Genomic DNA, 12,970 nt, shown 5'->3' on the forward strand with positions numbered 1-12,970 from the left:
TAATAGGTTGATGATGATCATGGATGTACAATGGCCCAGCCTTGCTGCTGACGGATAATGATTTCTCCGTTTCCGCTGGGCACATAAGAAATAAAGTCAAAGAGCTCATCTTTGCTGATTTTTCTTTCTCGCATCGTGTTCTCGCATTCAGCCAGAATCACCCCTCGCTGCTGCAAAGCTTTTAGCTGGGTTTCATAGGGCTGGTCCTTTTTAAACACGGTCACTCCCCCGCCATGCGCCACAAGTTCCACTTCCAGTTTTCCATTTAAACGCGGGTCATCCAGCGCATTCATAATGTTTCTCATCGTTGCTTTAATTACTTTTTCGTCATCACTATTAAGCTGATAAACCACCTTATAGGATTTCTGATCTGCAATAGCTCCGTGAAAATCTGCTGGACTTACGGGAGATTTCTGCGCAATCGCACCTGCAGAAATAAGCATTGCTGCTACATACATCATTGTTTTCAACGTTTTCATCTGTTTTGGTTTTAAAAGATTAGGGTACTGTTTAAATTATTTTCTTTCTTTTTTTGCATCTGCAATAGCCTTGAATGGACCAAGCTTATGCTGTTTCTCTGTAAATTCGTCAGCATAGGGTGCAAACGGAAAATCAATTGGTTTTTTGGTAAGGTCCACCCAATCATTTTTTTGGTCTTTGTGCGGGCGTGGCTGTGAATTGACAAATGCGGCAAGATCCCAGGCTTCTTTCTCAGTCAATAGCCTGTTTTCATAACTCGCACCGAAAGGCATGTTGTTTACCACATAGCCTGCAAAGGAGGAAAGCCGGTAAAGTCCTGCCCCGTCGTTGTAGCTGTTTTTACCCCAAAGCGGCGGATAGATGTAAGACCCTTTCTCCGGATTGGGTATTCCTTCACCGTTAACACCATGACAGCTTTCACATTTGGCTTTGTAAATAATCTGCCCATTTTTAGGATCTGCGGCTCGGTCAAGGTAGGCAAGCTTCTCTAGCCCCGTTCCTTTCGGCACGATACCTTTGGGAGTATCCTTCCCCAGCCACTTCATGTAAGCGATCATCGCTGTCATTTCCTTGCTGGCGCTGTCGGGTTTCGTTCCGTTTAAACTTCTTTCAAAGCAGTCTGAAATGCGTTTGATGATGGTCTCTTCTGTGCCCGAACGTGCCCTGAATTTGGGATAAGTGCTGAATACCGCCGCATAATTATTGCCCATGATTTTGGTACCTGCGTCAAGATGGCAGTTCTGGCAGTTCATCCCATTACTAATCTGCATCACAGTTCCTTTTGGCCCCAGGTAGTCAGCGGTGTGTGCAATCAGCTCTTTTCCATACCGGATCAGCTCTATCTCGCTGATTTTGGGAATAGAATCTGTCTTCGGCGGCTGCCAGAGTTGATTTTGCGGCCGCACTGATTCCGTTTTCTTTGGGGCACTAGCAGCACTGGCTGATGGAATTTTAGCCGGTCTTTGCGCCAGGCCAGGCAGTAGAATTCCAGTGATCAGCAGCAACAGACCTGCCAATCCAAGAAGACAAGTCAGAGTATTTTTCAGCAACTTCAGAAAGGTTATTGGATCCTTCATATTTATTAGGTTTAGAAAATTATTGTTCAGGCAGATTCAAGGGTATGATGACGTTCTGCTGATTGATGATACAAAGATAGGGTGAACACAGCCCTAATAGAAATCATTAAAAGTAATGTGCCATAACATTTCATTATAGAAGAGCGTACCATTCATATACTTTCATCACCTGGGTAATCCGGCATTACGGCAGGCAAATTTCATAAACAGTTCAGGAAGCGCTTCTTGCTGACCATGAAGCTGTGTGAAATAAAAATACCTTTCTATGTTAAGCCCTTCAATATCGACAATGTAGCACTCCTTGTTTTGAAGCTCCTTTAATACCGCATGGATCGAAAGCAATGCCATACAATCAGAATGAAGCATGTATAATTTTATACTTTCGCTTCCTCCAAGCTGCATTTCGCTTTTTAAATCAGACAGGCTCATGCCTGCCGCTTTTAGTGCATGTCCGATTACTTCCAGTGTTCCCGAACCCGGCTCCCGAAGAAGAAGCGGAATTTCTTTGAGCTGCTGCGGCAGAATAGACCCTGATTTTACAAATGTATTTTTCAAACTGGAAACCAGCACGATTTCATCTTTCAGAAACTCTGAATACCGGATGGCTGTATTTTTAGAATAACCCTCGATCACGCCCAGGTCAATTATTTTGTTCTGAAGCAGCTGCTCGATCTGCTCGGTATTATTAACCGTAAGTGTCACCTGCACATCCGGTAACTTATTATGGAATGCGGCTAAAATAGGAGGTAAAACATATTGTGCAAGCGTGGTACTGGCACCTAGCCTGAGTATACCGCTATGCCGTCCAGCCAGCGCATTGATATCAAATTCCAGGTTCCGGTAGGCTTCAAGTATCTGCTTGGTATGCACCAGCAGCAGCTGTCCGGCCTGGGTCAGGGTGATTTTTGAACCGTCTCTTTCAAAAAGTTTTATCTTAAGCTGGCTTTCAAGCTCATGGATATGTTTGGTCACAGCAGGCTGGGATATAAACAACTCAGAAGCTGCTCTTGTAAAATTAAGCCTGGTAGCAACTGCTTGAAATACCTGCAAACGAAAATCGAATAGCATAGCTCTTTTTAAAGTTAGTTTAGCCGGATTTTCCATCCGTTCATTATATTTTATTTTTATAAAGTCCTTTATCAGGCCCAATGCACAACTGCATACAAGGCAACGGCCGAGATCACGATCCAGAGTGCAAGGCCCTGAAGTAACGGCTTGTACCCAATGGATGTAAGCACTTTTCGTGACAGGCCAGCACCGATCAAAAACAAAGTAAGCGTTAACCCCGCCTTAGCGATACCGGTTAACAAGGGCTTTACCAGGGCGATCTGAGGGACATTGGTATTGACCACCATGGCAAGTATGAAAAATCCTATAAAGTAAGGAATATTAATCTTTTTAGATTCATTCTTAAAGATAAAGGTGGAAGCAAAGGCAACCGGTATAATCCACAGTGCCCTGGCAAGCTTTACTGTGGTGGCTACTTCAAGTGCCTGCTCGCCGTATTTGCTGGCCGCCCCTACTACCGAACTGGTATCATGGATCGCCAAAGCACACCATAGGCCAAACTCAGCCTGGGACAAATTATAGTAATGTCCGACTAGCGGAAAAATGATCAATGCAGCTGAATTGAGAATAAAAACACAGCCAAGAGCTACAGATATCTGTTTCTCTTTCGCCTGGATGACGGGAGAAATTGCTGCAATCGCGCTTCCGCCGCAGATCGCCGTTCCACTCGAAATCAAAAAGGACGTTTTTTCTTCAATACGCAGCCATTTTCCCAGCAGATAACCGAAGCCCAAGGTCATACTGATTGACCCTAATGTGAAAAGTATGCCCTCACTGCCTGCTTTAATCGCACTGTGCACATTCATGCCAAAACCCAGGCCAACAACAGAAGCCTGTAAAAGCCAGTGCGTTGCTTTATGGTTTAAGTGCAGGTATGGGTGGCCGCTTAGCTGAGCAACAACCAAGCCCATCAGTAAGGCCATGGCCGGACTTACCAATTGTGTAATGCTAAGCACAACACAAACAATGAATATTATTTTTCTGCCGTTTTCGCTTAGGTTAACAAGTAATCCACTCGTTTGCTTTGTAATCTGATTTTGAGTATTCATGACTTTTCTGTTTTGATACTCAAAGGTCCTGGATTTAGGATTCATATTTTCATCACAAAAAGGCATGTGTTATAACTAAATGTTATCATACATAAATTATCTTTCCCAACATTGTACCAGTCAGGTTTATTATCAAAGGTGCCAGATGCTCTTTACCCCACTTTCAAGTTTCGGGCAGGTCAACTCATTGCATAACCCTGTCCAGTTGTCTTTTTCAACCAAAACGTCGGTTGAATGGTCAACGCTTTTTAGGACGGGTCAATATTTATAAAATACGATTTAACGTGTACGGCAAACCATTATATGTACCAAAAGAGCTTATGGTATCTCAGAAGTGAATAATGTTGCATTTTTACCAAAGTTCGTTTATACCACCGATTAAATTCGAGGTATGACATATAGATATCGTTTATATGTCAGTGATTAAATTGAAATATCACGATCCTTGGTACCCGCCGCATCACGAAATAGTAGGAATTCCTTGCGGTGAATCTTGCTGAAAAATGGAGCCTCAAATCGCCAAGGATATATGGCCTTTGTCATTTGCGCTCGTTGGCGATTATTAAGAATTTGTTACACGAGGTGACGGGTCTGCAAATAAGTTGTTAACGCGTTAGCTAGTTTGCGAGGCGAGAGTATCTCATCAGGGCTATCTTTTATAATGGCAGACACAGGCATGCTATCAAACAATGCAGTTGACGGGTCTTGAACTAATACAATGCCCCCATGCTCATGGATGCGGACAGCCCCTTTGGCACCGTCAGAGCCCAAGCCAGAAAGGATAATGCCGACTGCTTTATCGGCAGAGTCATCAGCCAGGGAGTTGAAGAAAATGTCCACCGCCCAATTACTGCGATCATCTGGGTCCCGGTTAGTCGTTTGCAAATGCCCCTTAGATATCGTCATGAATTTGTTGGGAGCTAGCAAATAAATATGATTCGCTTCGACAAGGTCCTGATCTGCTGCCCAACTAATGGGCAAGTTGGTATTTGGCATTAGCAAAACGTCCGCTACACTCGGGTGGTCACGGTTTAGGTGTTGTAATACTATGAAAGCAGCATTCGGGGCTTTAGGCAGATGCGAAAAGAAATCATGAATATCTTCCCTTCCCCCCGCTGAAAAGCCAATGGCTACTATAAACAATTCCTTGCGGCCCCCCATGATATAAAGCGTTTAGCACTCTTTATGCAAGCTAACCATTTAAAATTGGACTGAAACCTGCTCAGGTAGTACTAGTACCTTTATAGAATTCGAATCTTATGTAAGAAATTATGACAAGGACAGAACACATACCCCATTTTGCTCCAGAGCTACATACCCCTAATGAAACAATTGAAATTACTGTGAAAGTAACAATCAGCCCGGTCGCGGTATTAAAATTTCAAATTGCTATCTAACTAATCAATGTTTAATATTTCTCCTTTATGCTGAGTTAGTCAGACGACTTAGCAATAAGTTTAAGCCTGAAAGAAATTTCGGAAGGCCTACAAATACATCCCTCGTATGTCTCCGGCGAGTTTTTGAAGTATTTCAGCACTTGTCCTTTGGTGAATATATCCGGAAGTTGCGCATCGAAAAAGCAGTAGACCTGCTTGCCAGCTTTGACCATACCTTATCAGAGATTGCCTATCTGACGGGCTTTTCAGATCAGAGCCGTTTTAACAGAATATTCAATGCGCGCATGCGAAAGCCCTTCCGATTTCAGAAAAAATTGGCCTAAAAAGTAATCCCGGTACAAATCCGTCATTTTCATACTATCATTTAGCTGCACTTTAAGTTAGTATTGCACCGCTAGAAGCAACCACCAAATGATACATATGAACACAGACACATTTTTTTCTCGCAGGAACTGGCTACGCGCCAGCGGAGTGCTCGGGTCTGCCCAGCTTCTGGGGCTAAGGCCGTTGATGGCAAAAACCAATAGCGTGGCAAAGACGCCTGCCTTGACGCCAGAAGAAGTTGCCGCCATTGAAGCCGCGATGGGCAAAAAGGGCACCTACAATGAAGGGCAAGCTGTGCATACTACCCCGTTGCCACGTAACGATTTGAAGGTAACTGTGAAAGGCGAAGCTGTCCCGATTCCATTTGGATTTGGCGGCTGGGCTTCCATCAAAAAGACCCTGGACGGCAAATCGGCTGTACTGATGAGCGATACAGTGCTTTTAGAAGAAGAAGTAAACCTATTAATATCAGCCGCACATGCAAATGGGCTGGAAATTGGAGCGATCCACAACCACTTCTTCTACGAACAGCCACGGATTTTCTATATGCACCTTCATGGCATGGGCACGCCGCAAGAGCTGGCCAAGAAATTCGCTGCAACTATTAAAGATGCCAAAATCTCCCCGGCCAACCAGCCTGCGCCTTCTGCGCCACCAACCACCACCGGGAAAGAACTCTTTGATATAACCGCCCTTGACGCGGTTGTTAAGTATACCGGCGTAGTGAACGGCCCAACCTATAAATATACTGTTGGCCGCGACGATCTGACGGTGATGGCTATGGGCGCAGAAATGACAGCTGCCATAGGCCTGAACTCCTGGGCAAGCTTTGCAGGAAATAAAGACAGCGCCCATATAGCGGGTGACATTGCCATGCTGGAAGACGAAGTCAATACAGTCATTAAAGCACTTCGGGCCAACAACCTGGAAGTAGTTGCATTGCATAACCATATGTTTGGTGAGAACCCAAGGATCATTTTCCTGCATTATTATGGCCGTGGTCCAGCCACTACGCTTGCAAAAGGGTTTCGATCGGCCTTGGATGTTCTTGGAAAACCTGTTAAAGCGGCGCATTCAACGCACTAGAAAAATGAACTCAATTACCCAAAAACGCCCAAATCGGTCAGATCGCCTGCTCGTAGCTGATCAAAACTTTGTGGACAGCCAAGGCTTTTTCCCATTATGTGCCCAAAGACCAGGTTTCTGAAAGGGCCCGCGGCTAAGGGCGATCCCATAAGATATTGAAGGTACAGGGTATTTCCCATTATGGCCATGCGATGAGTGCAGCTTTGATTACATCATGGCTAAACACCAGATTGATGACCTTGCAATTAAAGCTCGCGCTCATTGTCAGAGCAGCAAACATAAAGGCTTTCCGCCTGTATGGACGGAATCAGCTTGGAGTTATATTACTGCGCTCACACCCTTACATGTAGTATTCCCGACAACCGACGATGAAATTGAGATGGCCTAATCTGCGCTTGTATGTGGTAGAATTAAAGTCCTTGCAAATCTTAGCAGCTCCTGCTTTTGCTGTAATGTTCTCTGCATGGGTAATTGTGCCAATCCAATTAGCCGCCGGATAATTTCAATGCCAACAAACTGATTTAAGGTGAAGTAATCAATTTGATTGATCAAGTTGTATCTATCCAGCGTAAAATCAACTATTATTTTACGTTGGCCTGCTAGGTGCAGGTGCGCAATCATGACGCCCAGATCAAACTCGGCAGGGCCATAAAAGCAGAACTCGGGGTCGATAATTTTTATTCCCTGCGTTGTATCAAGCCAGCTACCCGGATAAAAGTCCCCATGTAAAAGAGATTTTCCATCAGAAAGATAGGTTTGTCCCAAATGTGCAGCCTGAGTTTTTAGCTCATTATCATTCTTGTAGACAGTAGCGACAGCTTGCAATCCTGGCTGGACTGTATCAAGATCAAACCCGTTCTCTTTCATAAACGGGTATTCGAATATGTGTTGATGGTTCAGCGCCCTCATAGCATTGTTTTTGAGCGAATCGGCGGGCGATACGCAGGAAAAACGCGTATGAAGCGTGCTTAAAAAATCCGTTAATTGCGAAACTTGGGAGATTTCAAGAGCCCTGGACGAATTGTATAGATATATAAAATCGCTGGCCGCGCCCAAGTCTTCCAAGGCCATGATATTGTTCACCGGATCAAGGCCAATCAGATCCGGGGTGAAGTCTGCGATCAACGGGTCAACGTTTGTCGTTTGATAAAAAGCACCTTCCATCAATACCCTGTCGGCGGGAGCACTCACATGCGGGTACTTTTCGACATATCCCCTGGATTGCTTGACAATGAAGGATCTGTCCTGGGTGGTTATCCGGAGCACATAGTTCATATTTCCCTCCCCCGGCACTGAAACCTGACTTATCCGTTCCCTATTTGTTAACCAGCCCTGGCTTTGCAGGTAAGTCTCGAGCGTAGCAATGTCGTTTGCACTTAGAATAAACATGTAAGGCTTTTTAGGATAAATTATGAGTCAAAGTTTTTCATTTTTTGCGTCCAGTCATACTCTTTGAATTTCAACGAATATTCTGAAAAGTCTTCGCCCAGGTATTTTTCCAAAATTATTTTAATACCCTGATTTCCACCAAAATCTGCTTTGAACCACTGCAATATCCGGCTAACCATTACTGTTTTTTTCTGCGGATTGATCTGTGTATCCGTCTTTAAAAACGATGATGCAGCAATGCCGAGCTGTTTGTCGATCTTATCATAGTCATAAAATGCGATTGGTGGACAACTGGTTGCACCACAGTTAAGGGCAAAATGAATACGATAATCAATTTTAGAAACAGCTAATTGTTTAATGATCTTACCAGGAAAAAACTGAGGCAGATAGCCCAAACTCAATTTCGCCCGGTAACGTCTGAGGATACCATGTTCGATCTGGTCAAGGCTCAGTTTTACCCCTCCGATCGTTATCAGTTTTTCCTCAAAAATGGCTGGCCTGGTTTTCTTTTCCTTTGTAGCAAGGATCTGAAAGTAAGCATTGTAGATGTTGATCCAGAATGTTTTACGGGCATCATCGTCAGCCAATCCGGAAATCAGGCAATCGGTTTTGATGGCTTCCAAAGCCTTGTGAATACTATCTACTGGCTCATCCATCTTCACCTGCAAGAGCAGTTTTCCTGATAGTGCAATCAGTTTTCGGTCAGGTTCTTTGTTAGATTGGCCGGCAACGGGTAGTAAACCAACTGCCCATATAACTAAAACAAGGCCTGTTATTACTAATATCCACTTCATTTTTTTTACCATTAACCATCAATATATCACGCAGGAAATCAATTCAACATCATTTTTTAGAAGTTACCCTGGCAATAAAACTGTTTACTTCTTGTCCCCGTACATACGCGTAGTGAAATTATTTAGATTGCTCACTGAAATCGTTCCGATACCTATGAAGCTCAGTATAATCATTCCAACCTACAATGAAGCAGCTAACATTGCACGCCTGTTACAGGATTTGTTCAGATATGCAGGTGATCAGCCGATTGAAGTCATTGTATCGGATGGTGGAAGCAAAGATGCTACCTTGGAAATAGCGCTCCAAGCCGGTGCAAGCGTGCTCAAATCTCCCAAGCCAGGCAGGGCAGCACAAATGAATTATGCTTCTGGTTTTGCAAATGGAGATGTGCTATACTTTGTTCACGCCGATGTTGGCATAAATCAGGATTATTTTCAAGACATTGAGCGGGCTGCGTCAGACGGGTTTGAAGCGGGCTGTTACCGGTTCCGCTTTGATTCAAACCGGGCAATCCTTAAAATCAACAGTTATTTTACACGTTTTAACAGGCTGATGTGCCGCGGTGGTGATCAAACCCTTTTTATAACCAGAAAGCTGTTTGACCAGCTAAATGGGTTTGATGAATATTATACCATTATGGAGGACTATGATATCATCATCCGGATCTGGAAAATAGCCCGGTTCAAGATCATCCCAAAAGAGGTAACCGTCTCTGCCCGAAAGTACCAGAACAATAGCTGGCTGCGGGTCCAAATTGCTAACTTAACTGCTTTTACCATGTTTTATTTAAAAAGAGAACCGGCTAGCATTGCCTTAAAATATAAATCCCTGCTGGATTACCGGTGAGACAAGCGCCCGCTTAATCTTTGCTATTCTGATCATCGTATATAAATGCCAACCTTAATCTGCCAAAGATGAATACCTATTATAATCCCGAAGACCTAAAAAAATTTGGTTCAATTGGTGAATTCCAGAAAGAACTGGCTGATAAATTTTTCTCTTATTATGGCTCTGTATTTGCCGAAGGTGCACTTACTGCCAGGGAGAAATCGCTGATTGCACTCGCTGTTTCCCATACTGTCCAGTGTCCTTACTGCATTGATGCCTACACGACAGATACCTTGGAAAAAGGGTGTTCGGAAGCAGAAATGATGGAAGCCGTGCATGTGGCCGCCGCCATTAGAGGGGGAGCGACTTTGGTGCACGGCGTTCAGATGATGAACAAAGCAAAAGATCTTTCCATGTAAGCGATTGTCGGCGTTTCACCAGTAACCCAAGTAAAGCAATGAAATCACTCAAGGCAAGCGGGCATTTGCTCTCGGATTCTGCGTCGCAGATCAAGACCTTGCATGACCAGGTGTTTGATAAGCTGCAGCTTCCTCTTTTTGAACAAAAAATGGAGGCTGCATCCCTGTATCCTTTAAAACCGGCCCGCACCACCACCATGCAGATTAATGTTGGTAAAATGTGCAATCAGATTTGCAAACATTGCCATGTGGATGCGGGTCCCGACCGGAAAGAGATTATGACCAGGCATACCATGCAGCAGTGCCTGGATAAACTTGCGGATTCTGAAATTACTACCGTCGATCTTACGGGAGGGGCACCTGAGATGAATCCTGATTTCCGTTGGTTTGTTGCAGAACTGACTGCAATTGGTAAACATGTTATTGTCCGCTGCAATTTGACTATTATCGTAGCCAACCCAAAATATCACGACTTGCCTGACTTTTTTAAGCAGCATCAGGTTGAAGTAGTCAGCTCGCTGCCCTTCTATAACGCCGACAAGACAGACCGGCAGAGAGGCAAAGGCGTTTTTGAGGATTCTGTGAAGGCATTAAGGATGCTAAACGCGAGAGGCTATGGAGTGGAAGGCAGCGGGCTTATCCTTAATTTGGTTTACAACCCAAATGGGGCATTCATGCCTGCGCCACAACAGGGCTTGCAGCGCCAATTCAAAAAGGCCCTGCATGATGAATTTGGAATTTTATTTAATGAGCTTTTTGCAATAACCAATATTCCTGTCAGCCGGTATCTGGATTACCTGATCAGCTCGGGTAATTATGATGGCTACATGGAAAAACTTGTTAACGCCTTTAATCCCGTAGCTGCAACCGGTGTCATGTGCCGGTCAATGGTTTCGGTCGGTTGGGATGGCTCACTATATGATTGTGATTTTAATCAAATGCTCGATATGCAGTTTGATGCTGCATACAACCACATCAGTCGCTATGACCAGGAGCTGATCGATAATCGTGAAATTAAGACTGGTCAGCATTGCTATGGCTGCACAGCTGGTGCTGGTTCAAGCTGCGGCGGTAACACGATTTAGCCCGTTTCCTATGAACAACGCTTTAATTGTTTTTTTGAAGAATTTAACGCTTGGAAAGGTTAAAACCAGATTGGCAGCTACCATTGGCGACCAGAAGGCCTTAGAAATTTATAGCCAACTTGTGGAACATACCTTAAATCAGGTGAATACGGCTAACTATGAGAAATTGCTTTACTTTTCCGATAACCTGCATAGTGACCTTCCTGTAATTGGACAAGATTTTCTGCTTCGCCAACAACAAGGCGGCGATCTGGGAGAGAGAATGTCAAATGCTTTCAAAGAAGTCTTCGAGTCGTCTGCTGAGAAAGTACTTATTATAGGAACTGACTGTCCTGGCCTGGATACATCTATTATCGAGCAGGCTTTTGATGCACTTGATATGCATCAAGTTGTGATAGGGCCAGCAAACGACGGAGGTTATTATCTTCTTGGAATGACTGGTTTCCATAGCTTTCTTTTCGAAGATGTACCATGGAGTACTTCAAGTGTGCTGGAATTAACGCTTCAAAAATGCGCCATGCATGGGCTTAGTTATACGCTCCTCGAAGAACTTTCAGACATAGATGATGAAAATGATCTGAATTCATGGAATGAATGGTTAAAAGTTAATCAGTCCAGAGAATCATGATCTATACAAGTAATGTCTTGGTTCGTTTGTGATAAACCCAGGTATGAACTATTAAAAGCAAAGTGAGAGCAGTAAAGATCAGGCTCACATCGTTATTGGCCAATAAAAAGCCGCCCGCCAATGCACCAAATGCGGAACCCGCATCCCGGAAAGTGGCATTAATTGAGACAGCGCGCGTCACATCGTCTTTCCCAGCGGATGCTGCGCCCGCTGCCAGGGATGCATTGACATTATAAAACGTAAATACGAGGATCAATCCCGGCATTACCCAGCCGCTTGTTGCCAGCAGCAAACCCATGCAGATCAAAAGTATTGACCCTGAGTAAATGTTAGCAAGCCCAAACCGGTCAGCGGACCAACCCGCAAAAGGCGAAATCAAAAGCGAGCAGATCCGTCTGAAAATAAGAAACCCGGCAGCAGCGGCAGTAATTTCAACTGCCGACCAATAGGGATGCGCATCCATCAACAGGGCTCCAATTAAAACCACAAGCATACCTTCCACTGCAAAAGCCGCTAGAAACGCTAACCGGTTAAAGACTGATGGAAATGATAATTTGAAGTTAAATGGGCGAGCTCGCAAGCTGTCCCTTTCTTTTAGTTTAAAAGCGAGGCAAATTCCTGGCGTCGAAAGGAGCGCAATTACTAAAAAGATCGAGCTAGGACTGATTACTTCAAAAAGCAGTGGGCCAACCAACAACGCTAGTAGTGGGCCTGATTCGATAATGCTTTGGCTCATTCCCAGTGCCAGGCCTTTCTTTGGATAATCCATGGCATAAGTAATTGCCCCAACGCGAAGGACAGAATACGATATACCCCACAAGATCCTGAGCAGCACCAAAGTTACAATGCCAAAACCTGCACCATAGCCAGCTGTGGCTAATACGGATACAGTTGCCGCGACGATTATAGGTATACGAAATCCCACAAGACTGAAAACGCGCAAGATAAGTGGGTTAAGCAGAATCCGTGTGAAGCGATTAATTGACAGGATGGTTCCTATCCAAATGATTGGAACGTGGATGCTGGAAGCATTTACTGGCAGAAAAGAATATAGAAATGCATCACCCATCAAAGCGAAGCTCAAGCTGAAAGACGCATACATGGGCAATTTCATTTCGGCAATATTCTTTCTCATCCCTCCCTTAATTCGGTTTATTTAGCTCTTACAAACCTTAATCTGACTATGTATCTTGCGGCTGGATGATGATCAGGCAAAAATATCCTCTTTCCAGTCAGCTGCCGGATCAGATCGTAATTAAGCTTATCATCGCGGGTAAATACTTTCACTTTCCCTATAGCGCTATCTTCGCCAACAGAAAACTGTATTACAACTATACCGCCATTTT

At 44.2% G+C, this 12,970-nt stretch carries 14 protein-coding genes; 6 read left to right on the top strand and 8 right to left on the bottom strand.

The window, feature by feature from the left end; translation table 11 throughout:
- Positions 1-17 precede the first annotated feature (17 nt).
- The 5 genes from FBF61_RS23395 to FBF61_RS23415 all read right to left on the bottom strand — a co-directional run bounded on the left by FBF61_RS23395 (position 18) and on the right by FBF61_RS23415 (position 4,834).
- Positions 18-479: a DsrE family protein gene (locus FBF61_RS23395; protein ID WP_082217965.1), complete on the bottom strand. Its 462-nt coding sequence runs from the start codon at positions 477-479 to the stop codon at positions 18-20.
- A 36-nt stretch (positions 480-515) separates the two neighbouring features.
- The gene (locus FBF61_RS23400; protein WP_082217966.1) at positions 516-1,556 is read right to left on the bottom strand and encodes a c-type cytochrome; all 1,041 of its coding nucleotides are present in this window, start codon (positions 1,554-1,556) and stop codon (positions 516-518) included.
- Between the two features lie 165 nt (positions 1,557-1,721).
- On the bottom strand, positions 1,722-2,660 hold the full coding sequence (locus FBF61_RS23405) for a LysR substrate-binding domain-containing protein (protein WP_229213953.1): 939 nt from the start codon (positions 2,658-2,660) through the stop codon (positions 1,722-1,724).
- A 35-nt stretch (positions 2,661-2,695) separates the two neighbouring features.
- Positions 2,696-3,673, bottom strand: a complete 978-nt coding sequence (locus FBF61_RS23410; protein ID WP_082218000.1) for a YeiH family protein — start codon at positions 3,671-3,673, stop codon at positions 2,696-2,698.
- Positions 3,674-4,246: 573 nt separating this feature from the next.
- Positions 4,247-4,834, bottom strand: coding sequence for a chemotaxis protein CheB (locus tag FBF61_RS23415; RefSeq protein ID WP_082217967.1), 588 nt, complete (start codon positions 4,832-4,834; stop codon positions 4,247-4,249).
- 376 nt (positions 4,835-5,210) lie between these two features.
- Here FBF61_RS23415 and FBF61_RS23420 point away from each other — a divergent pair, with 376 nt between their 5' ends.
- Both FBF61_RS23420 and FBF61_RS23425 read left to right on the top strand, forming a co-directional pair.
- Positions 5,211-5,393, top strand: a complete 183-nt coding sequence (locus FBF61_RS23420; RefSeq protein WP_229208588.1) for a helix-turn-helix domain-containing protein — start codon at positions 5,211-5,213, stop codon at positions 5,391-5,393.
- Positions 5,394-5,490: 97 nt separating this feature from the next.
- Positions 5,491-6,480: a DUF1259 domain-containing protein gene (locus tag FBF61_RS23425; RefSeq protein WP_082217968.1), complete on the top strand. Its 990-nt coding sequence runs from the start codon at positions 5,491-5,493 to the stop codon at positions 6,478-6,480.
- Positions 6,481-6,864: 384 nt separating this feature from the next.
- Here FBF61_RS23425 and FBF61_RS23430 read toward each other — a convergent pair whose 3' ends face one another.
- Positions 6,865-7,869, bottom strand: a complete 1,005-nt coding sequence (locus FBF61_RS23430) for a phosphotransferase (RefSeq protein ID WP_082217969.1) — start codon at positions 7,867-7,869, stop codon at positions 6,865-6,867.
- Between the two features lie 20 nt (positions 7,870-7,889).
- Positions 7,890-8,663 carry a DUF547 domain-containing protein gene (locus FBF61_RS23435; RefSeq protein WP_166444593.1) on the bottom strand — a complete coding sequence of 258 codons (774 nt, stop codon included), beginning with the start codon at positions 8,661-8,663 and terminating at the stop codon, positions 7,890-7,892.
- A gap of 154 nt (positions 8,664-8,817) precedes the next feature.
- Here FBF61_RS23435 and FBF61_RS23440 point away from each other — a divergent pair, with 154 nt between their 5' ends.
- The 4 genes from FBF61_RS23440 (at position 8,818) to FBF61_RS23455 (ending at position 11,624) form a co-directional block, all read left to right on the top strand.
- Positions 8,818-9,510, top strand: coding sequence for a TIGR04283 family arsenosugar biosynthesis glycosyltransferase (locus FBF61_RS23440; RefSeq protein WP_082217971.1), 693 nt, complete (start codon positions 8,818-8,820; stop codon positions 9,508-9,510).
- Positions 9,511-9,578: 68 nt separating this feature from the next.
- On the top strand, positions 9,579-9,911 hold the full coding sequence (locus FBF61_RS23445; protein WP_082217972.1) for an arsenosugar biosynthesis-associated peroxidase-like protein: 333 nt from the start codon (positions 9,579-9,581) through the stop codon (positions 9,909-9,911).
- A 38-nt stretch (positions 9,912-9,949) separates the two neighbouring features.
- Positions 9,950-10,996 carry an arsenosugar biosynthesis radical SAM (seleno)protein ArsS gene (arsS, locus tag FBF61_RS23450; RefSeq protein WP_082217973.1) on the top strand — a complete coding sequence of 349 codons (1,047 nt, stop codon included), beginning with the start codon at positions 9,950-9,952 and terminating at the stop codon, positions 10,994-10,996.
- Positions 10,947-11,624 (top strand): TIGR04282 family arsenosugar biosynthesis glycosyltransferase, encoded by a 678-nt coding sequence (locus FBF61_RS23455; protein WP_229208589.1) that lies wholly within the window; start codon positions 10,947-10,949, stop codon positions 11,622-11,624. Before arsS ends, FBF61_RS23455 begins: the two co-directional genes overlap by 50 nt.
- 1 nt (position 11,625) lies before the next feature.
- Here the strand turns inward: FBF61_RS23455 and FBF61_RS23460 are convergent, their stop codons facing one another.
- On the bottom strand, positions 11,626-12,759 hold the full coding sequence (locus FBF61_RS23460) for an MFS transporter (protein WP_082217975.1): 1,134 nt from the start codon (positions 12,757-12,759) through the stop codon (positions 11,626-11,628).
- Positions 12,760-12,970 lie beyond the last annotated feature (211 nt).

The sequence above is a fragment of the Dyadobacter bucti genome (genome assembly GCF_005869225.1).
Lineage (GTDB): Bacteria > Bacteroidota > Bacteroidia > Cytophagales > Spirosomataceae > Dyadobacter > Dyadobacter bucti.